Annotated in this window: 19 protein-coding genes and 1 pseudogene; 7 read left to right on the top strand and 13 right to left on the bottom strand. The window is 69.9% G+C overall.

Translation table 11 applies throughout. The annotated features are described in order from the left end of the window. Positions 1 to 6: 6 nt before the first annotated feature. The 3 genes and pseudogenes from AB0H36_RS40335 to AB0H36_RS40325 all read right to left on the bottom strand — a co-directional run bounded on the left by AB0H36_RS40335 (position 7) and on the right by AB0H36_RS40325 (position 1,998). Positions 7 to 486, bottom strand: a complete 480-nt coding sequence (locus AB0H36_RS40335; RefSeq protein ID WP_360535983.1) for an NAD(P)-dependent oxidoreductase — start codon at positions 484 to 486, stop codon at positions 7 to 9. Positions 487 to 541: 55 nt separating this feature from the next. Next, positions 542 to 808, bottom strand: a pseudogene (locus tag AB0H36_RS40330) (hypothetical protein); the annotation flags it as partial. 155 nt (positions 809 to 963) lie between these two features. After that, complete coding sequence (locus AB0H36_RS40325) at positions 964 to 1,998, bottom strand: LacI family DNA-binding transcriptional regulator (protein ID WP_360535981.1); 1,035 nt, start codon at positions 1,996 to 1,998, stop codon at positions 964 to 966. Positions 1,999 to 2,195: 197 nt separating this feature from the next. Between AB0H36_RS40325 and AB0H36_RS40320 the strand changes: the two genes are divergently transcribed. Genes AB0H36_RS40320 through AB0H36_RS40300 form a run of 5 tightly spaced genes read left to right on the top strand, consistent with a single transcriptional unit; the run spans position 2,196 to position 10,508 of the window. After that, positions 2,196 to 4,307, top strand: coding sequence for a hydantoinase/oxoprolinase family protein (locus tag AB0H36_RS40320; protein WP_360535979.1), 2,112 nt, complete (start codon positions 2,196 to 2,198; stop codon positions 4,305 to 4,307). Between the two features lie 2 nt (positions 4,308 to 4,309). Then, entirely contained in the window at positions 4,310 to 6,625 is a 2,316-nt protein-coding gene (locus tag AB0H36_RS40315) for a hydantoinase B/oxoprolinase family protein (RefSeq protein ID WP_360535977.1), read from the top strand. An 11-nt stretch (positions 6,626 to 6,636) separates the two neighbouring features. Continuing rightward, entirely contained in the window at positions 6,637 to 8,154 is a 1,518-nt protein-coding gene (locus AB0H36_RS40310; protein ID WP_360535975.1) for an FAD-dependent monooxygenase, read from the top strand. Further along, the gene (locus tag AB0H36_RS40305; protein ID WP_360535973.1) at positions 8,151 to 9,782 is read left to right on the top strand and encodes an AMP-binding protein; all 1,632 of its coding nucleotides are present in this window, start codon (positions 8,151 to 8,153) and stop codon (positions 9,780 to 9,782) included. The genes AB0H36_RS40310 and AB0H36_RS40305 overlap by 4 nt, the downstream gene beginning before the upstream one ends. A gap of 9 nt (positions 9,783 to 9,791) precedes the next feature. Continuing rightward, on the top strand, positions 9,792 to 10,508 hold the full coding sequence (locus tag AB0H36_RS40300) for a TetR/AcrR family transcriptional regulator (RefSeq protein WP_360535971.1): 717 nt from the start codon (positions 9,792 to 9,794) through the stop codon (positions 10,506 to 10,508). Here the strand turns inward: AB0H36_RS40300 and AB0H36_RS40295 are convergent. The 8 genes from AB0H36_RS40295 to AB0H36_RS40260 form a co-directional block, all read right to left on the bottom strand. Next, positions 10,499 to 11,722 (bottom strand): alpha/beta hydrolase, encoded by a 1,224-nt coding sequence (locus tag AB0H36_RS40295; RefSeq protein WP_360535969.1) that lies wholly within the window; start codon positions 11,720 to 11,722, stop codon positions 10,499 to 10,501. The genes AB0H36_RS40300 and AB0H36_RS40295 overlap by 10 nt on opposite strands. Further along, a complete protein-coding gene (locus tag AB0H36_RS40290; protein WP_360535967.1) occupies positions 11,719 to 11,964 on the bottom strand; it encodes a hypothetical protein in 246 nt (81 codons plus the stop codon). The genes AB0H36_RS40295 and AB0H36_RS40290 overlap by 4 nt, the downstream gene beginning before the upstream one ends. After that, positions 11,961 to 12,587, bottom strand: a complete 627-nt coding sequence (locus AB0H36_RS40285) for a VOC family protein (protein ID WP_360535965.1) — start codon at positions 12,585 to 12,587, stop codon at positions 11,961 to 11,963. The genes AB0H36_RS40290 and AB0H36_RS40285 overlap by 4 nt, the downstream gene beginning before the upstream one ends. Then, positions 12,584 to 13,336 carry a maleate cis-trans isomerase gene (locus AB0H36_RS40280; protein ID WP_360535963.1) on the bottom strand — a complete coding sequence of 251 codons (753 nt, stop codon included), beginning with the start codon at positions 13,334 to 13,336 and terminating at the stop codon, positions 12,584 to 12,586. Before AB0H36_RS40280 ends, AB0H36_RS40285 begins: the two co-directional genes overlap by 4 nt. Before the next feature lie 62 nt (positions 13,337 to 13,398). Next, positions 13,399 to 14,115: an anti-sigma factor gene (locus AB0H36_RS40275; protein WP_360535961.1), complete on the bottom strand. Its 717-nt coding sequence runs from the start codon at positions 14,113 to 14,115 to the stop codon at positions 13,399 to 13,401. Then, positions 14,112 to 14,723 carry an ECF RNA polymerase sigma factor SigK gene (sigK, locus tag AB0H36_RS40270; RefSeq protein WP_360535959.1) on the bottom strand — a complete coding sequence of 204 codons (612 nt, stop codon included), beginning with the start codon at positions 14,721 to 14,723 and terminating at the stop codon, positions 14,112 to 14,114. The genes AB0H36_RS40275 and sigK overlap by 4 nt, the downstream gene beginning before the upstream one ends. A 2-nt stretch (positions 14,724 to 14,725) precedes the next feature. Further along, positions 14,726 to 15,370 carry a fasciclin domain-containing protein gene (locus AB0H36_RS40265; protein ID WP_360535957.1) on the bottom strand — a complete coding sequence of 215 codons (645 nt, stop codon included), beginning with the start codon at positions 15,368 to 15,370 and terminating at the stop codon, positions 14,726 to 14,728. A gap of 66 nt (positions 15,371 to 15,436) precedes the next feature. Then, the gene (locus AB0H36_RS40260) at positions 15,437 to 16,963 is read right to left on the bottom strand and encodes a molybdopterin-dependent oxidoreductase (RefSeq protein ID WP_360535955.1); all 1,527 of its coding nucleotides are present in this window, start codon (positions 16,961 to 16,963) and stop codon (positions 15,437 to 15,439) included. Between the two features lie 124 nt (positions 16,964 to 17,087). Between AB0H36_RS40260 and AB0H36_RS40255 the strand changes: the two genes are divergently transcribed. Both AB0H36_RS40255 and AB0H36_RS40250 read left to right on the top strand, forming a co-directional pair. Continuing rightward, complete coding sequence (locus AB0H36_RS40255) at positions 17,088 to 17,429, top strand: SLC13 family permease (protein ID WP_360535953.1); 342 nt, start codon at positions 17,088 to 17,090, stop codon at positions 17,427 to 17,429. Next, the gene (locus AB0H36_RS40250) at positions 17,429 to 17,686 is read left to right on the top strand and encodes a response regulator transcription factor (RefSeq protein ID WP_360535951.1); all 258 of its coding nucleotides are present in this window, start codon (positions 17,429 to 17,431) and stop codon (positions 17,684 to 17,686) included. The genes AB0H36_RS40255 and AB0H36_RS40250 overlap by 1 nt, the downstream gene beginning before the upstream one ends. 44 nt (positions 17,687 to 17,730) lie before the next feature. Here AB0H36_RS40250 and AB0H36_RS40245 read toward each other — a convergent pair whose 3' ends face one another. Beyond that, the gene (locus AB0H36_RS40245; protein ID WP_360535949.1) at positions 17,731 to 18,156 is read right to left on the bottom strand and encodes a PaaI family thioesterase; all 426 of its coding nucleotides are present in this window, start codon (positions 18,154 to 18,156) and stop codon (positions 17,731 to 17,733) included. A gap of 15 nt (positions 18,157 to 18,171) precedes the next feature. After that, positions 18,172 to 18,837 (bottom strand): sugar phosphate isomerase/epimerase family protein (locus AB0H36_RS40240; RefSeq protein WP_360535947.1); only part of this gene is annotated, 666 nt, incomplete at its 5' end.

Below are 18,837 nucleotides of genomic sequence, written 5' to 3'. Positions count from 1 at the left end.
GTGCTTTCAGAGTCGGACGACGTTGCGCAGCTCGTTGCCCGCGGCAAGAGCTGTGATGTTGGCCGCGATGTCCTGGACGCGGCCGAGGAAGGTCTGCCGGGTGATCCCGGACACGTGCGGAGTCAGCAGGACGTTGTCGAGCTCGCCGAACGGCGCGTCGGCAGGCTTACCCACGCCGTCGGGGCCGGGGTACGAGTACCAGACGTCCAGGGCGGCGCCGCGGATGGTCCGGTCGCGCAAGGCGTCGTACAGGGCCTGCTCCTGGACGAGCGGTCCGCGGGCAACGTTCACGAGGACGCCGTCGCGCCCGAGCCGTTTGAGTTCGGCAGCGCCGATGAGGCCGTGGGTGGCGTCGGTCAACGGTGCGGAGACGACAAGTACGTCGGACTCGTCCAGCAGACGCGGGAGTTGCGCGGTGTCGCCGGCCCAGTTGAGGCCCTCGGCGTCGGCTCGGCCGGACCCGGTGACCGCTTGGCCTTGGGGCACCGAAGGCTTGCAGCACTCGCCAGGCGGCGCGGCCGATGTGGCCGAGGCCGACGAAGCCGATCGAGGCGCTGGCCAGCGTGTGCGGTTGGGGCAGCGTGGCGTCGTACACCGGGGAGAGCCAGCGTCCTTCGCGGAGTGCCGCGTCGGCTTGGGGGAGGCCGCGGCGGAGCGCGATCGTCGCCCAGACGATGTACTCGGCGATCGCGTCCTCGTGGTGGTAGGTGTTCGCGAGCGTCCTGCCGTCGATGGCTTGCCGGTCGACGCGGTCGGTGCCGGCGCCGGCGACCTGCACGAGCCGGAGGCCGGGCGCTGCGTCGGCCATCTCCTTGCTGAACGCCGGTCCGACCAAGACATCGGCGTCGGGGAGCGCGTCGAGGACCGTGTCCGGGGTGGCCCAGACGGTTTCGGTGCCGGGTGGCAGCAGGGCCTCGAGGTCGGCGCGCAGGGGGAGCAGGTTGGGGTCGGTGACGACGACTCTCATGCGTTGCTCCGTCCGCGCGCCGGTGTCCAGCCGGAGACCGGCCCGGTGCTCTGCCGTACGACGAGTTGCGTCGGGAGCGTGACCGTGCGCGGAACCGACGGCGCCTGGGTCGGCTCTGCGCTGAGCTGCTGGTGGAGCATGTCGACGCTCATCACGCCGGCGCGCGACATCGGGACCTGGATGCTGGTCAACGTCGGCCGGCCGACCTCCGCGAGCGGGGTGTCGTCGATGCCGATCACGCTGAGGTCGCCGGGCACCTCGACGCCGAGGTTCGCGGCGCCGGTGATGATGCCGAGTGCCATCAGGTCGTTGTGTGCGATCACGGCGGTGGCACCGGAGGCGACGACGCTCGCCGCCGCGGCTTGGCCGCCGGCCACCGTCTCCGCCTGCCAGCCGATCAGTTCGAGCTCGATGTCAGCCTCGTCCGCGAGGTGCTGGAGCGCGCCGACCCGGTTCTGGTTCGACCAGGACAGCGGCGAGCCCTGTGCATAGGCGACGTGGTCATGGCCGAGCACGCGCAGGTACTCGAGCGCCTGCCGCAGGCCGTCGGCCGCGTCCGGGACCACGCTGTTGGTCTCGTCCGAGGTGCGGTTGACCAGGACGAGCGGCGTGTCACCGCACAGCTCGACGATGTCGTGGGCGGGCAGGCGGGGCGAGCAGACGATGAACCCGTCGACCCGCTCGTGCAGCTCGCCGAGGATCTCCCGCTCCCGGTCCGGGCTGCCGTCGGTGTCGGTCAGCACGATCGTCTGCCGCCGGTTCCACCCGTGCGCCTGGGCCGCCTTCACGAAACCGGCGAACACCGGGTTGCCGATGTCCGGCACGATCACCGCGACCGTGGCCGAGCGGGTCGGCAGGCTCGCGGACCGCGACCGGCGGCCGGCCGAGGCGACGTACCCGATCTCCTCCGCGGCGGTGATGATCCGGCGCAGGGTGTCCCGGCCGATCCGGTCCGGGTCGCTGAACGCCCGGGACGCGGTCGACAACGAGACGCCGGCACGCTGCGCGACGTCGGTCAGGGTTGGGTTCACGGATCGGCTCCCGGGTGGTCTCCAAGGTTTCCGCAACTTTGCGGCAAGTTGCGCAAACATGTCAAGACCTTGGCTCAGGACCGCGCTTGGTCGGAACCCAGTCCGCCTGCTGTCCAGTATCTGACAAGAGTGTCGAAGTATTGACGCCTGCGTAAGCAGCTGTCTAGTTTGGTGTCCTCACAGGAAGCGAGGACGCCATGGCTTATGTCATCGGAGTGGACGTCGGCGGGACGTTCACGGACGCGGTGCTGGACGACGACGCGGGCACGATCGTCGCGGCGAAGGCGCCGTCGACGCCCGTGGACTACTCCCAGGGCGTGATGGACGCGCTCGCCGGCCTGGCCGAGCAGCTCGGCGAGCCGGTCGGGCGGATGCTCGCCGGCACGCACCACATCGCGCACGGCACCACCTCGTCACTGAACGCGCTGGTGACGGGCAACGTGCCGCCGGTCGGCTTCCTGACCACGGTCGGGCACCGCGACTCGATCTTCATCATGAACGTCGAGGGCCGGTACCTCGGTTCGTCGCCGGACGAGCTGCAGAACGTGCTCGGCCAAGGGAAGAACCACGGCCTGATCCCCAAGCGGCACGCGCTGGAGGTGGTCGAGCGGATCGACCGGGACGGCCAGGTCGTGGTACCGCTCGACGAGGACTCGGTGCGGACCGCGGTGGCCGGTCTGCTCGCCGAAGGGATCCGCTCGATCGCGGTGTCGCTGCTGTGGTCGTTCAAGAACCCCGTGCACGAGCGGCGGATCCGGGAGCTGATCCACGAGGCCGATCCGGACGTGTTCGTCGCGCTGTCCTCGGAGGTCAGTCCGCGGATCCGTGAGTTCGCCCGGAACGCGACGACGATCATGAGCTCGCAGATCGGGCCTGGTCTGCGCGACTACCTGGGCGTGCTCGAAGGCCGGCTCCGCGCGCAGGGGCTGGCCGGCCCGCTGCTGGTGATGCAGAGCAACGGTGGCGCGATCGCCGCGAGTGCGGCACCCTCCGCGGCGATCAGCACGGTCGGCTCGGTGCTCACCGGTGGCGTCGTCGGCGCCGTCTCCCTCGGCCGACAACTGTCCCACCGCAACATCATCACCACGGACGTCGGCGGTACGACGTTCCTCGTCGGCCTGATCGTGGACGGCGAACCGGTCCGGGCCAGCACCACGATCATCAACCACCACCCGGTCAACGTGCCGACGCTCGAGGTGCATGCGATCGGCTCCGGCGGCGGCGCGATCGCGTGGATCGATGCCGGAGGCAACCTCCAGGTCGGACCGCGCAGTGCGCAGTCCGTCCCAGGCCCGGCCTGCTACGACACCGGCGGCACCGAACCCACCAACACCGACGCCAACCTGGTGCTCGGCATCCTCCCGGAGTCCGGGCTGCTCGGTGGCCGCAAGGCGCTCAACGTGGAGGCGGCCCAGCGGGCGATCCGGGACCGGATCGCCGGTCCGCTGGGCCTCAGCGTCGAGGATGCCGCGGCCGCGATCTGGGCGATCCAGAACGCCCAGACCGGTGACCTGCTGCGCAAGACGGTGGTCGAGGCCGGCCACGATCCGCGGTCGTTCGTGCTCTACGCGTTCGGCGGCGCGGGTCCGGCGTACTGTGCGTCGTACGCCGCCGAGGTCGGTGTCCGTGAGGTCGTCGTACCGCTCGGTCCGGTCGCGTCGGCGTTCTCTGCCTACGGTCTGGCGTCCTCGGACGTCGTGCTGGCCGCTGAGCTGTCCGATCCCGGTCCGATGCCGTTCGATCCGGTGCGGGCGCAGGAGAACTTCGCCTTACTCGAGGAGCAGGTCCGGTCCGCACTGGACCGTCAAGGCCTGAGCTTCGAGCGGATCGAGTGCGTCCGGTCGCTGGACCTGCGCTACACCGCACAGCTGGCCGAGGTCTCGGTCGAGGTTCCGAACGGAGTGCTCGACGCGACCACGGTGGCCGACACGGTCGCGGCCTTCGAGAAGCGGTACGCCGAGTTGTACGGCGAGGGCACCGGCTTCAGCGCGGCCGGGATCCAGGCGATCACCTTCCGCGTCCGCGGGACCGGCGTGCTGCCGTTCTCGCCCACGTTGCCGAAGCTCGCCGATGCCGCCGGGCCGGATCCGTCCGCGGCCCTGCGCTCCACCCGGAAGGTCTGTCTGGACGCCCGGGTCGGGTACGTCGAGACGCCGATCTACGACTATCGCGCGCTGAAGGCCGGCCACGTGATCACCGGTCCCGCCGTGATCGAAGTGCCCACCACGACTGTCGTCGTACCGCCGGGCATGACCGGTGAGGTCGACAACCTCGGCAACCTGACGATCGACACCCAGCGGAGGCCCTGACCATGGCGATGCAGATCCCCGGCTCGGAGCACTTCTCCAGCCGTCCCGTCGACCCCGCCGTACTCGCCGCCGGGCTGCCGGCGTCGCTCCCGGTGCACACGGTCACGCAGGAGCAGACCGACAGCCTCGACCCGCTGACCTACGAGGTCATCCGGCACCGGCTCTGGTCGGTGACCGAGGAGATGGGCGAGGCGCTGAAGCGGATGTCCGGCTCCCCGATCGTCACCGACGCGAACGACTTCGACTTCGCGATCTGCGACGAGCTCGGCCAGGAGGTGCAGGTCGGCCTCTACAACACGATGCTGGTCGGCGCGGTCGATCTGGCGATCTACTGGACGCTGCAGCACCGGGCCGGCAACCCCGGCATCCGCGAAGGCGACATGTTCCTCTGCAACGACCCGTGGGTCGGCGGCGGGCTGCACCAGAGCGACGTGATCGTCTTCCAGCCGGTCTTCCACGAGGGCAAGCTGTTCGCCTGGACCAGCGCGATCTGCCACGAGCCGGACCTGGGCGGGGTCGGGCTGGGCTCGTTCTCCCCGGCGGCGCAGGATGTGTTCGCCGAGGCGTTGCCCACTCCGCCGATCAAGGTGGTGCGCGACTTCGAGCTCCAGGACGACGTGGCCGACGCGTGGGTACGGCGGTCGCGGGTGCCGATGCTGGTCAACCTCGACCTGCGCGCCAAGATCGGCTCGAACTCCGTCGGCCGCAAGCGCCTCACCGAGGTCATCGACCAGTACGGCGCCGACACGGTCAAGGCGGTGATGAAGCGGATGATGTCCGACGCCGAGAGCCGGCTCCGGCGCAAGCTGACCGCGCTGCCGGACGGCACCTGGCGGGCGACCGGCTACCAGGACCAGTCGCACGAGGGCGACCGGGGCGTGCACAAGATCACCGTCGCGATGACCAAGACAAGCGACCACCTGACCTTCGACTTCCACGGCACCGACCCGCAGAGCGGCGTCATCAACTGCACCTTCGCCGGGATGCGCGGCGGCGTGATGCTCGCCCTGCTGCCGATCCTGGCGCACGACATTCCCTGGTCTGCGGGTGGACTGATGCGCTGCTTCGACCTGGTGGCGGAGGAGGGCACGATCAACAACGCGACCTTCCCGGCAGCCGTCAGCCGCGGCCCGATCGGCCCGGCCTGGCTCACCGGCACCTTGGTCGCGGAATGTCTGTCGCAGCTGCTCGACCAGTCGGTGGATCTGGGCAAGAGCGTCCAGGCCGCGTGCTGTGGCACCTGGGACACCGCGGTCGTGGCCGGCCTCGACGAACGGGGCGAGGTCCCGATGCCGTTCCTCAACGTGATGATGGAACCGATGGCCGGTGGCTTCGGCGCCCGGCCACAGACGGACGGCATGGACACCGGTGGGCTGTTCTGCATTCCGATGGGTCGCATCCCGGACGTGGAGATGACGGAGTTTCTCTACCCGCTGCTCACGCTGTGGCGGCGCGAGGAGCCCGACTCAGGCGGTCCGGGGCGGCAGCGCGGTGGCGTGAGCGCGTCGGTCGCGGTGACGTTGTACGGCTCGAACAATCCTGCCGGGCTCGTCCTGGCCTCGGCCGGCAAGGCGGTCTCGCAGAACAACGGGCTCGCCGGTGGCTATCCCGGCAACACCGGGCTCGATGCGGTTGCCCGGGGCATCGACGTACACGCGCTGCTCGGGCAAGGCAAGGTGCCGCAGTCGCTGGACGAGTTGGGTGCCGGTGTCGAGCTCGGCGACTGCTACGCACAGTCCTACTTGGCTCCCGGTGAGGTGCTGTACCTGAGCTGGCAGGGCGGTGGCGGGTACGGCGATCCGCTGCGTCGAGATCCGGCTGCCGTAGCGGGCGACGTACGGGAGCAGAAGGTGTCACCTGCAGCCGCCGTCGACGTGTACGGCGTCGTCCTGCAAGACGGTGTGGTCGACGATGACGAGACCGCCGTACTGCGTGAGCGGCTGCGAGATCAGCGACGGCAACGCGCAGGTGCGTCGCAGGCAGCCGATGCACCGCGGGTGGATGTGGCGAACGCACGGCGGCTCGACGACAACCTCGTTGTCGCAGGCAACCAGGTTGGCTGTGCGCATTGCGGCCATCAGCTCGCGGACCTGTCGACCGAAACGCAGCTCCAGCTCGCGCTCTTCGAGGGCCCGTCGACCGAGGCGGGGCCGCAGATCACCTCCGAGCCGTCGACGTACGTGGACGACGAGGTCGTGTTCCGGCAACTGTGCTGCCCAGGGTGCTGGACGGCGGTGTACTCCGCGGTTGTGCCGAAGGATCACGCAGATCACGTGTCGGACGTCGGCCGCTTCGCGCTTGCAGGCGGGCCGCAGTGAGGCTTCGGTCCGTGGATGTGCTGGGTGGGGGACCGGGCGGTCTGTACGTCGCCCGGCTCCTCAAGCTCCGCCATCCGCACACCCGGGTCCGCGTCTTCGAGCAGTCGGAGCCTACGAGCACCTTCGGGTTCGGCGTCGGTCTGGCCACCCGGACGCAGCGGAACCTCGACGCCGCGGACCCGGAGACGTTCGCGGCGATCGTCGCCAACGCCTGGTCGCACGAGATGTCGATGGCGGTCGGCGGTCGGCAGGTGAGCCTGGCGCTCGACAACCTGATCGCGATCGGCCGCTCGACGTTGCTGGACGTGCTGCGCGCGCACGCGGCCGAGGCCGGCGTCGAGTTCCGCTACAACGCACGCGTCACCGCGGACGAGCTCGACGCCGGCCTCGTCATCGCCGCCGACGGTGTCAGCAGTGGCACGCGAGAGGCGCGGGCGGAGGTGTTCGGCGCGCGGGTCGACGTACACAAAGGGCTGTATTTGTGGGCAGGGACGGACGTGGCGCTGCCGAGGGCGGTGTTCGCGCCGGTGCGGACCGAGTACGGCACCTTCGTCGCGCATGCCTATCCCTATGCGAGCGATCGGAGCACGTTCCTGATCGAGACCGACGAGGAGACGTGGCGCCGGGCCGGCTTTGATGCGACTACTGAGCGCCTGCCGCTCGACGAGAGTGACACGGACTCGCTCGACTACCTTGGTGATGCCTTCGCCGAACACCTGCACGGCCACCGATTGATCGGGAACCGCACGCGCTGGCTGCGGTTCCGTACCGTCAGCTGTGAGCGCTGGCATGATGGCAACGTCGTACTGCTGGGCGACGCGGCACACACCGCGCACTACTCGATCGGGTCCGGCACCAAGCTCGCGATGGAAGGCGGTATCGCGCTCGCCGCCGCTTTGGCCGACGCGGACGATCTCGAGGCGGCGCTCGTTCAGTACGAACAGGTGCGGCGGCCGGCCGTCGAGCATCTCCAGGAGACGGCGACGCGCAGTATGAGCTGGTGGGACTCGTTCCCGACCCGGCTGGATCTGCCGGTGGAGCAGTTGCTCGTCTCGTACATGACGCGGGCCGGCAAGGTGTCTGTCGACCGGTTCGCCGGGTCGGCGGGTGACGTCGTACGCACGGCGCTCGCGCAGTACGCGCACTGCGACGTCTCGCAGGTCGACGAGGGCAACCTCACCGAGTGGGTGTTGCGGCAACCGCTCGGCGCGGCCTTCGGATCGCGTCGCGTGCGTGCCTCGGAGATCCCCGGGCTGCGACCTGTGCACGTGACGGTGGACGATCCGTGGGGATCGGGAGCGGACACCCTCGTGAAGGAGCTTGCGTCCGATGAGGCGATCTCCGGCGTGCTGGTGAGCGCTGCAGCAGATACTGGATCGGTGCTGACGATGTTCGACGTGGCGGAACGGATCCGGCGTGAGGTGGGCACGCTGGTGGTGGCGCGCCTCGATCCGGCCGCGATCGAGCTCGCCGTCGGCGCTCTCGTCACCGAGCGCGTCGACCTCGTCGACCTGGGCGGCGCCGCATGATCACCGACGAGCTGGTGCCGCCGTTCCGGACCGAGCTGGCCGAGCGCTATCGCGCGGCGGGGCTGTGGGGTTCGCGCACGATCGCCCGGGAGTTCACCGCCGTCGCGCAGCGGTACCCGGACGCGGTCGCTGTCGTCGTCGAGCAGGGGAGCCTGACGTACGCCGAGCTGGACGAGCGCACCGATCGGTTCGGCGCGGGCCTGCTCGAGCTCGGTCTGCGGCCCGGGGACCGGGTGATCTTTCAGGTCACCAACCGGCTCGAGACCGTCGTTGCCTGGTACGCGTGCCTCAAAGCGGGACTGGTGCCGGTGGCAGCGCTCGCCGCCCATCGAGCCCATGAGATCGGCGAGATCAGCCGGCAGTGCTCGGCTGCGGCACACCTGGTCGAGGCCGGCTTGCCGTTCGACCTGGTCGCCTTCGCCCGAGAGATCGCCGCCGGCCATCCGACCCTTCGCCACCTGATCACCATCGGCGCGGACGAGCCCACACCTGGCGCCGCGCTGAGTGCGGAGACGATTCGCACCCGCATCGACGAGGCTCAACGCAGCGTCGGGCCGGAGGACCTGGCCGCCCTGCAACTGTCCGGCGGTACGACGGGAGTGCCCAAGCTGATCCCTCGCCGGCACGCGGAGTACTGGTACAACGCAGCGTCGTACGCGCGTCGCCTGGGCTGGACCACGGAGACGAACGTCGGTCATCTGATCCCGGTCGTCCACAACGCCGGCATCGCCTGCGCGGTCCATGCCGCGCACAGCTGCGGCGCCACTCTCGTCCTCGGCACCCCGGACGCCGCCGCGTCGGCGGCCTTGCTGCACCGGGCGGGCGTCGATTCCGCGCTGATCGGCCACGGTCACTTCGGTGCGCTCCGCCAGCCCGGGTTCCTCGATCAGCTGCCGGCCCTGCGCCAGGTGGTGCTGTCCGGGACGAAGGTCCCCGAGGCCCTGTTCGACGAGCTCGAGCGGCGCGGGATCTGGTCGGGACAGCTGTTCGGCATGGGCGAGGGCTTGTTCGTGATGAGCCGGCTGGACGATCCGCGGGAGGCACGGCTCTGGACGGTCGGCACCCCACTGAGCGAGTACGACGAGGTCCGCATCCTGCTCCCGGGCACCGAGACCGAGGCGCCGTACGGCGAGATCGGCGAGCTGTGCTGTCGCGGGCCGTACACGATCCCCGGGTACTACGCAGCCGCCGAGCGGAACGCCCTCGCGTTCACATCGGACGGGTTCTACCGCACCGGCGACCTGGCCCGGTGGGAGACGTACGGCGGCGTTCCGCAGCTGCTGATCGAAGGCCGGATCAAGGACGTGATCAACCGCGGCGGCGAGAAGATCAACGCCGAGGAGGTCGAGCTCCTCCTGCTCCGGCACGCCGGTATCCGGCAGGCGGCCGTGGTGGCGATGCCCGATGCCAGGCTGGGCGAGCGGTCCTGCGCGTACGTCGTGGCCGGGCCGGACGTCGATCTGCCGGCGGTCCAGCGGCACCTGGCCGCGCTCGGGGTCGCGAAGTTCAAGTGGCCGGAGCGGATCGAGCAGGTGGACGACCTGCCGCGGACGAACGTCGGCAAGATCGACAAGGCGGCGCTCCGCAGCCGCGTCGCCGCGGCCGTGCGCGCCGGCGCTGCCGGTTAGAGTCTGCCCATGACGTCAGGCAACGCCGAGGAACGTGGCCGGAGCAGCACTCGTCGCGATCTGGTCGAGAGCCAGATCATCGCCGAGGCGACCAGGCTGTTCGCCGAGCGCGGCTTCTCCGGGACGAGCCTGAAGGACATCGCGGACGCGACCGGGCTGACCCGCCCGGCGCTCTACCACTACGTCAAGAACAAGGACGAGATCCTGGCCAAGCTGGTCAGCGAGCTCGCCGAGGGACCGGCCCGCGCCCTGCGGGCCATCCGCCGGCAGAGCGGGCTCGGCGCGGCGCAGAAGTTGCGCGAGATCGCGCACGCCATCGCGCTGCAGCAGGCGAGTGAGCCGGCCAAGTTCCAGCTGCTGATCCGCTCCGAGGCGGACCTGCCCGAGGAGCTCGTCGGGCCGTACAACAAGAGCCGCCGCGACGTCCTCAACGAGATCGTCGCGGTGATCGAGGCCGGGGTCGCCTCCGGAGAGTTCCGGCCGGTCGATCCCCGGATCGCCGCGCTGGCCGTCATCGGCCAGTGCAACTGGGTCGCCTGGTGGCACCATCCCGGCACGCCGGAGGAGAACTCCCGGGTCGCCACCACCATCGCCGACCTCGCCGTCGCGTCGGTGCTCTCCTCCGATGACGCCGACCCCGGAGTGGACCCGCGGACCCGGGCGATCGAACGCCTCAAGCAGGACGTCCAGCACCTCGAGAAGATCCTGAGCACCGATCAGCAGTGATCGCGCAGCCAGCTCTCGATCGTGGCCGCGGCCAGGGAAGTGCCGGTGGGCGCGCCCTTCGTGATCGGCCCGCCGAAGTGGGTGCCGGGCACGGACTGCACGGTCAAGTCTGAGGCGCCCAGCGCACTGCTCATCGCCGTGATGTCGATCGGGTACGACGCCTGGTCGCCGGTGAACTCCACGAGCAGCGTCGGCACGGCGACGCCCGGCGCGCAGCCGAGGAACGTGGCGTTGGTGGACAGGGCGGACCACGTGGACAGCCAGGCCTCGGCCGTCGACAGGCGAGCGAAACCGACGAGGCCGTAGTTGGTCAGATCGGGTCTGCGGCCGAACAAGGAACCGTAGGGACGATCGTTCGGATCCAGCGAGAGGTCGACGTTGCGCAGGTCGGCATCCGTACGGAAGACGGTCAGCACACGGGGTGCGAGTGCTCGCCGGCGATCAGCCGCGTCACCGCCGGACTCGAAGGTGCGCTTGGCCTGCCGCGCCTCCGACACGTAGACACGAGCTTTGGCGTCGAGACGTCGTACGCGGTCCTCCTGGGCGGCGCGGTAGCGGGTGATGAACTCGTCGTCGTAGCTGCTCGACTCCGGCGCCGGGCGGAATCCGTTGGCGGGGTTGAACGGGTCGAGCTCCGGGTCCACCAAGAGTGGATCGGACTCGTCGGCCACGGACGGGTCGATGAGTCGTTGCAGGAGGGCGCCTTGGCCGGGATGTGGGGCCAGGAAGATGCAGCCGTCCGGCAGCGGCATCGCAGTGTCGGCCAAGGGGACCGGTCGGCCGGAGGGCGTCGTGGTCAGGCGTTCATCAGGAGCCAGGGATGCCTGTTGGCAGTAGAAGGCGGCCAGGGTGCCGCCGCCGGAGTGGCCCAGCGAGCAGACGTCGAAGCCTCGCTCACGCAGGAAGGCGTGACCGGCGGCGAAGTCGATGATGGCCTGTTCGTGCAGCAGGTTGAGGTCGTTGTTCGGGGAGCGGGTGCCTTGGGTCCAGACGCCGTACCCCATCGTCAGCAGGTAGGGGACCAGTGGGTGATGGGTGACGTCCTGGCGGGGGTGCATGATCGTGACGACCGCGGTCGCGCCGCGCGGTATCCGCAGGACGCCGGTGACCTTGGCGCCGTCGCTGGTGCCGAGCTCGTGCACGCTCGTCGCGACGCCCGTCGGCGCGTCGATGGTGGTCGCGTAGCGGCCGGCGCCGAGCCGGGTTGCCGTCATCGCGGATCCACTCGCAGCGCGTCCTTGTCCCACTGGACGATCCGGCCGCCGGCCAGCCCGGCGACACAGCTGTACCAGACGGCGTGCCGGCAGCCGGTGGCCCGGCGGTCGATGACGATCGGGCCGTCGTACTCGATGACGAAGTACGGGCCGAGCTTGTCCACCTGGACGCCGTCGGACTGCGCCGCGACCTTGGCGACGGACGTGTTCTCCGGTACGTCGAGGACGAACAGCCGGCTCATACCGGCACCTCCCAGGAGGGGGCGCGTTCCACGATCAGCTCGGCCTTGCGGGTCAGCAGGTCGTCCATCGTGTGCCCCTCGCGCTGCGCGATGTCCACCAGCGCGTCGATGGTGAGGTTGGCGTCCAAGTCCTCCTGGGGCGTGACCGGTCGCAGCGCGCGGGTGACCTCGACCATGTAGCCGTTCGGGTCGTGGGTGTAGATCGACTCGATCGTCTCGTGCTGGATCTGCATCTCGACCGGCCACTCGCTCTCGTCGAGCCGGCGACGGTACTCCAGCAGGGCGTCCTCGGAGTCGACATGGATCGCCAGGTGCCGCGACCGGACGAACCACTCCGGCGTGCTGTCGTCGAACCGCGCGTACACGTCGCCCTTGCCGGCCGGCGCCGGCCGCGGGTGCCCGAAGTAGTAGAAGAACGCGATCCGGTCGTCGTTGCCGATGTCGAAGAAGAAGTGGATGAAGTCCGGGTGGTCGTCCGGGCCCCAGCCGGCCGCGCAGATCGAGTGCACGACCGGGAAGCCGAGGACGTCGCGGTAGAAGCGGACCGTCCCGACCGGGTCGAAGGTGGGGAAGGCGGCGTGGTCGACGCCGCGAGCCAGGTGCCGTCCGGCGAGCTCGTTCATCGGGAAAGTCCTCTTTCGCGGCGAAGCAGTGCGCCTGCTCCGGGGATGTCGAGTGGCAGTCCGGCGGCCCTGAGGATGCTGTAGGCGCCGGCCGTCGCGGCCGAGAGCACCGGAAGCCCGAACTCCTGCTCAGCCGAGTCGACCAGCGGCAACGACGGCATCTGCACGCAGGCCGAGATGACCAGCGCGTCGGCCCGGCTCAGCTCCAACGAGCGGGCGGCCGCCATCACCTGGTCACCCGGGATGCAGCCGACCGCACGGTTGTCCTCGACCTCCAGCGCCCGCCAGTCCACCACCTCGAAACCCTCGGCCTCGAGGTAGCCGACCACCTGCTCGGCGAGCGGCTTCAGGTACGGCGTGACCAGCGCGATCCGCCGCGCCGGGACAGCCCGCAGTGCCTCCACCAGCGCCCCGGCACTCGACCTGACCTTGGTCCCGGATCCGCCGGCGGCGAGCTGCTCCGCGATGAGTCCTTCGACGCGCTGATGCTCACCGGGGCCGGCGGACATCAGCGCGACCAGGCACGCGTACAGCAGCACGTCGGGATCCGCGTCGCCGAGCTCCAGCACGCACCGCTCCCGCTGCGCGTTCATCGCGGCGAGCTGCGCGGGTGACACCTTGGCCATCCGCATCCGGCTGCTGTGGAAGGAGAACGTCGCCGCCGGGTGCCGGCCCAGCAGCGCCGGCAGCTCGGTCTCGACGGTGACATTCGAACTGGGCACGACCAGCCCGACCCGCACATGACTCATCGGAATCCTCTCGTCCTGTCCAGGATTCGACGGATCCGACGAAAAGTCAACACCAGCGTCAATTAGGCCATCGGGATCAGGGCTGCGGCGGGAAGGGTCGGTGCGGGGGAGCCGCCGTCGGGTTCGACGGTGAGGCCGAAGGCTGCCTTGCCGGAGGCGCCGTCGACGACTGTGGTGAGATCGCCGGACGCGAGACCGACGGAGTGCGCGGTCCGGTTCGGGTCGATCAGCCACAGCTGCCAGGTCCGGTCGGCGGGGAGTTGCGGAAGATCCCGCAGTACGACGACCGCGGCATTGGCCTGCTCGGACGCGACGATGGTCGCCTGACCGCCGCCGGTGACCGGGCTGTGCAGCGTGCGGGCATCGGGTTCGGCGAGTACCTCGGCCACGCGGTCGTTGGCCTGGATGACCTCCTGCTTGTCGCGGTACTGGTCGATCGCGATCCCACCGGTCGCGGCCACGGCCAGCGCGGCGGCCGCGAGCGCGAGCACGGATCGACGGCTGACCCGGCGGCGGGCGAGCTCGTCGGTTGCGCCGGGCACGAGCGGCGGCAGCTGGCGGATCTCGTCGATCGCGGACATCACGCTGGCCTTCAAGGTGGGCGGTGGTGGCGTGGCGACCTGGGTGGCGAGTTTGACGGCCGCCTCGCGCAGCTCGAAGACCTCGGTGGTGCAGTAGGCGCACTCGGCGAGGTGCTCCTCGAAGCGGGCGCGCTCGTCGTCGGGCAGCGCGTCGAGGACGTAGGGGCCGGTGAGGGTGTGCACGTCGGGTTCGCTCATGGCGTGACCCCCTTCGTGGTTCCGAGGCAGTCGCGCAGCCGGATCAGGCCGTCCCGCATTCTCGCCTTGATGGTAGGCAACTTCGCGTCGAGACGCTGGGCGACCTCGGGGTAGGTGTAGCCCTCGTAGTAGGCCAGGGCGATCGACTCGCGCTGCAGATCGGTCAGGTTGTCGAGGCAACGCCGTACCTGCTCGACCTCGAGCCGGGTGGTGACCGTGTCGGCGACCTGGTCGAAGTCGACCTCCACGGACCGGACGCCGGCGAGCTCGGTCCGGTCCGCGGCGGCCTGCTCGGAGCGGACCCGGTCGACGGCCCGGCGGTGCGCGATGGTGAGGATCCAGGAGCGCGCCGAGCCGCGGCCGGCGTCGTACCGGGTCGCGGTGCGCCAGACGTCGAGCATGACCTCCTGGGTCACCTCCTCCGACTGCGCCGGGTTGCGCAGGATCCGCCGGACCAGGCCGAAGACCGACGGCGCGACCCGGTCGTACAGCGTGCTGAACGCCGCCTTGTCCCCGCGGCCGGTCCGGACCAGCAGGTCGCTGTCGCTGACCTCGCCCGGGCGGGTGCTGGACCCGCCCGGCCAGGGCAGTGGGATGGGTTCGGGCATGATCACGCAGCCGGCGGCATCAGGACCGAGTCGATCAGGTAGACGGTGGCGTTCGCGGTCTTCACGCCGCCGCAGATGACGTTGGCGCCGTTGACCTTGAGGTTGTCGCCGGAGCCGGTGATGGTGACCTCCTGCTTCTCCACAGTCACATGCTTGCCTACGACGGCCGCGGGGTCGAGCTGTCCGGGCACCACGTGGTAGGTCAGGATCTTGGTCAGCAGGGCGTCGTTGGTCTTGAGCGTGTTCACGGTGGCCGCGGGAATCTTCGCGAAGGCCGTGTCGACCGGCGCGAAGACGGTGAACTCGCCGCCGTTCAGGGTGGAGACCAGGTCGACCTTCGGGTTCAGCTTGCCGGACACGGCCGAGACCAGGGTGGTCAGCAGCGGGTTGCCGGAGGCGGCGGTGGCCAGCGGCGCGGCCGCCATACCGTCGATCGAGCCGGCGCCGCTCGGGTTGGCCTTCGCGTAGTCGGCGCAGCCCGGGCCGACGAGGCCCGCCGCGCCGCTCATCGACGGCGTCGTGCTCGGCGCCGAGCTCGGAGTCTGGGCCGGCGCGCTCCCGGCTCCGGAGTCGTCGTCGCTGCCGCAGGCGGTCGTCGCGAACGCGAGGGCCAGGGCGGACAGGGCGATACCGATGTGCTTACGCATGAGGGTTCTCTCTCTCGAAGGGGTTGCCGTTGTGGGTACTTCGGAGCGGCCGGCCCGGCGGATGGGTCACTCGACCATCACGACCGTGTTGTGCAGGCCGCTCGAGCCGTTCGGGCGCGGCGGAGTGCGCTGATCGGTCTGGGTGGTGCCGTCGGCGTCGGTCGCGCGGACGGTGAGCTTGTGGTTGCCAGGCGTCGCGGTCCAGCGGAAGGTCCAGTGCCGCCAGGTGTCGACGGTGTCCTCGGCGGCCAGCTCCGCCTCCTGCCAGGGCCCGTCGTCGACCTGCACCTCGACCTTCCGGATGCCGCGATGCTGGGCCCAGGCGACACCCGCGGCGACTGCGGGGCCGGGCTTGATGCTGGCGAAACCTTTTGGTACGTCGATCCGCGCCGCCGTCTTGATCGGCGCCTCGGCCGCCCAGCCCCGGTCGGTCCAGTACGCGCTGAAGTCCTGGAACCGGGTCACCTCGACGTCGACGACCCACTTCGTCGCCGACACGTAGCCGTACAGTCCGGGCACCACCATCCGGACCGGGAAGCCGTGCTCGAACGGCAGCGGCTCGCCGTTCATCGCGACCGCGAACAGTGCGTCCCGCCCGTCGGTGAGCGCGGCGAGCGGGGTGCCGATCGTGAGTCCGTCGATGCTGGTCGACTTCACCGCGTCCGCGCCGTTCCGTACGCCGGCCTCCGCGAGGATGTCGGCGATCGGGACACCGATCCAGCGGGCGTTGCCGACGTACGGGCCGCCGACCTCGTTCGACACGCAGGTCAGGGTGACGTCTCGCTCGACCAGCCGCCGGTCCAGCAGGTCCCGGAACGACAGCCGGAGCTCCTTGTCGACCATGCCGTGAACGCGCAACTCCCACTGGTCAGGGTCGATCCGGGGGACCTGGAGCAGGGTGTCGACGCGGTAGAACTTGTTGTTCGGCGTGACGAAACTGCTGACTCCGGGTACGTCGGCCTGCACACCAGCTGGGAGTGGTCGCGCGGGATCCGCCGGTCGGGGGATGCGCACCTTGGTGCGTGCGCTCTCGCTGGTTCCGAAGGACACGACTCGGGTGGTCGCGAAGGAGCCGGCGCCGACCACGGCCAGGGCGGAGACGGTCAGCAGGAACTGCCGGCGGTCGAACCCGGCCGGCTGTTCCGCGCGAGGTCGCGGTCTGCGGACGACGAGGGCCATCGCGACGACCGCGACGACGAGCGTGACGATTGCCGGGAGCAACCGTTCGGCGACCCCCGTAGCCGCCGAACGGCTGAACCCGGCAAACCCCACCCCAACCAGGCCGAGCAAGAACGCAATCCCGACCGCAACCCGCGGCCGACGGCGTCCGAGCACGCTGGCGGTTGCGGCCGCGGCCGCGAGGACCACGCCGATGCCGAGCCGTAGGAGCGGGCGGTCGGCTGTGCCCAGTTCCCGGACGGCGAAGTCCTTCAGCGGTCCCGGTGCCCAGTCGATCACCTGGACTCCGACGGCGTCGACCGGCCAGGGGCCACCGGTGATCGCCGCCACCAGGTAGCCGACGGCCAACGCCGTACCGGCTGCTATGACACCGCCGGCGGCCGCCGCTGCGTGCTGACTCCACCTCTCGCGCATGGCAGTTCTTCGGAGCCCGCGCCCGAACAGATGGGTGATGGACCCCATGGAACGGGCGAACGCGCGCCGAAAGGATGAAGGCACAGATCGAGCCGCCCCGAGCCGGCGCGCCAGGGAGGTCCTTGTGAGCGGTGTCGAAGCGGTCAGCCGGACCGGACAGGACGGTGTGATGCGTGCACGGGATATCGCGGTCAGCTTGCCCACCGTCACCGTACGCGACCCGCCGGGCACCGAGGTGTTCTACTCCGAGCACGAGGGGATCGACTGGAACGTCATCTTCCTGCTGCTCGGGATGATGATCGTGATCGGCATCATCAAGCAGACCGGGGTGTTCGACTACCTCGGTATCTGGGCGGCCAAGCGGTCCCGGGGTGAGCCGTACCGGCTGATGGTGATGCTGATGGCGATCACGTCGACGCCTGCCGCGCGGCCGGGCGGGGCGAGTCGTTCCTCTACCCGGGCGTGATGAGCACGCTGGTGCGGGACTACCTCGATCGGGTCAGGCGGGGCGAGCGCGTGCCCGGGCAGGTCCTCACGGCGCGCGAGGACGAGGTGGTGAAGCTGATCGCCGAAGGGCATTCCAGCAAGGAGATCGCGGCCGCGCTGACCATCAGCCCGAAGACGGTCGAACGGCACCGGGCGAACATCCTGCAGAAGCTCGGGATGCGCGACCGCACTGAGCTGACCCGCTACGCCATCCGGGCCGGCCTGATCGAACCCTGACCCTTCCGGCCGGGGGAAGCAGGCGGTCTGCGACGCGGTCCGAGCTAGCGTTCTGGGCGTTTGTCGATGCGGATGAGGGTTTGCTGGCCGGTCGCGATCAGGGACCGCTCGGTGCTTTGGACGGCGAAGACTTCGAGGCGGCAGACAGTGAGGGTGCGGCCTGACTTGAGCACGGTGCCGACGGCCTCGAGGTGGTTGCCTTCGGCAGGGGCCAGGAGGTTGATCTTGTACTCGACGGTGAGCACGGAGCTGTCTTCGGGGAACAGGGTGTAGGCGGCGTAGCCACCAGCGCTGTCGGCGATCGCGCTCGTGGCTCCGGCGTGGAAGTATCCGTGTTGCTGGGTCACCTCGGGACGGCTGGGAAGGATGATGTGCACCCGGCCGGGCGCGATCTCCGAGAGTTGGGCGCCGAGGTGGTGCATCAGTCCCTGGCGCTCGAAACTGTCCCTGACCCGCGCCTCCAGCTCCATGTCACGGGACTGTACTCACCATTGGCTCACGTACTTGCCGATGGTCTCGCGCATGAACGTCGCCGAGTCGCGGGCGCGGTCCTCCCAGGCGAACACGCACGAGGTCATGATCGTGTCGTCGCGGTCGCCGAAGCCGAGCCGGCCGAGGGTGGTGAAGAAGGTGTCCCAGTCGACCTCGCCCTGGCCGATGTCGAGGTGCTGGTGGACGCGGGCGGTCGAGCCGGGTGGGTTGACGATGTAGCGCAGTCCGGACGACGCGGTGTGGTCGAACGAGTCCGCCAGATGCAGGTGCGTCAGCAGTGGGCCGGCGTAGGTCAGGATCTCGACCATGTTGCCGCCCATGTGGAAGGTGTGCGGGGCGCAGTACAGGAAGCTGACCAGCGGTGAGTTGATGCCGCGGATCATGTCGATGGCGACCAGGCCGTCCTCGACGAAGTCGTCCGGGTGCGGCTCCAGCCTGAGCTCGACTCCCTCGCGTTCGAAGACCGGGAGGAGTTCTTCGAGTGACTTCCAGAACATGCCTTCGCTGCGACTCGCCTGTTCGGGGCGGCCGTTGAACTCCGAGTTCATCACCCGGCAGTCCAGGTCGACGGTCAGCTGGATCGCCCGCTTCCAGTACCGGACGGCGGCCTGGCGCTCGTCCTCGTCCGGGCCGGACCACCTGTAGAGCGGCAAGTGGCA

Origin of the sequence: Kribbella sp. NPDC050820 (assembly GCF_040653975.1) — a bacterium.
Classification (GTDB): Bacteria; Actinomycetota; Actinomycetes; order Propionibacteriales; family Kribbellaceae; genus Kribbella.
Note: the sequence above shows the minus strand (reverse complement) of the source record. Positions and strands in the feature narration are given on the sequence as shown.

Bases quoted from the DNA above. Each gene is read 5' to 3' on its own strand.
- AB0H36_RS40285 (WP_360535965.1), bottom strand. From the start codon at position 12,587: ATGAACGAGCTCGCCGGACGGCACCTGGCTCGCGGCGTCGACCACGCC.
- AB0H36_RS40265 (WP_360535957.1), bottom strand. From the start codon at position 15,370: ATGCGTAAGCACATCGGTATCGCCCTGTCCGCCCTGGCCCTCGCGTTC.
- AB0H36_RS40275 (WP_360535961.1), bottom strand. From the start codon at position 14,115: ATGAGCGAACCCGACGTGCACACCCTCACCGGCCCCTACGTCCTCGAC.
- AB0H36_RS40245 (WP_360535949.1), bottom strand. From the start codon at position 18,156: ATGGAGCTGGAGGCGCGGGTCAGGGACAGTTTCGAGCGCCAGGGACTG.
- AB0H36_RS40295 (WP_360535969.1), bottom strand. From the start codon at position 11,722: ATGACGGCAACCCGGCTCGGCGCCGGCCGCTACGCGACCACCATCGAC.
- AB0H36_RS40260 (WP_360535955.1), bottom strand. From the start codon at position 16,963: ATGCGCGAGAGGTGGAGTCAGCACGCAGCGGCGGCCGCCGGCGGTGTC.
- AB0H36_RS40315 (WP_360535977.1), top strand. From the start codon at position 4,310: ATGGCGATGCAGATCCCCGGCTCGGAGCACTTCTCCAGCCGTCCCGTC.
- AB0H36_RS40320 (WP_360535979.1), top strand. From the start codon at position 2,196: ATGGCTTATGTCATCGGAGTGGACGTCGGCGGGACGTTCACGGACGCG.
- AB0H36_RS40250 (WP_360535951.1), top strand. From the start codon at position 17,429: ATGAGCACGCTGGTGCGGGACTACCTCGATCGGGTCAGGCGGGGCGAG.
- AB0H36_RS40290 (WP_360535967.1), bottom strand. From the start codon at position 11,964: ATGAGCCGGCTGTTCGTCCTCGACGTACCGGAGAACACGTCCGTCGCC.
- AB0H36_RS40280 (WP_360535963.1), bottom strand. From the start codon at position 13,336: ATGAGTCATGTGCGGGTCGGGCTGGTCGTGCCCAGTTCGAATGTCACC.
- AB0H36_RS40300 (WP_360535971.1), top strand. From the start codon at position 9,792: ATGACGTCAGGCAACGCCGAGGAACGTGGCCGGAGCAGCACTCGTCGC.
- AB0H36_RS40305 (WP_360535973.1), top strand. From the start codon at position 8,151: ATGATCACCGACGAGCTGGTGCCGCCGTTCCGGACCGAGCTGGCCGAG.
- sigK (WP_360535959.1), bottom strand. From the start codon at position 14,723: ATGCCCGAACCCATCCCACTGCCCTGGCCGGGCGGGTCCAGCACCCGC.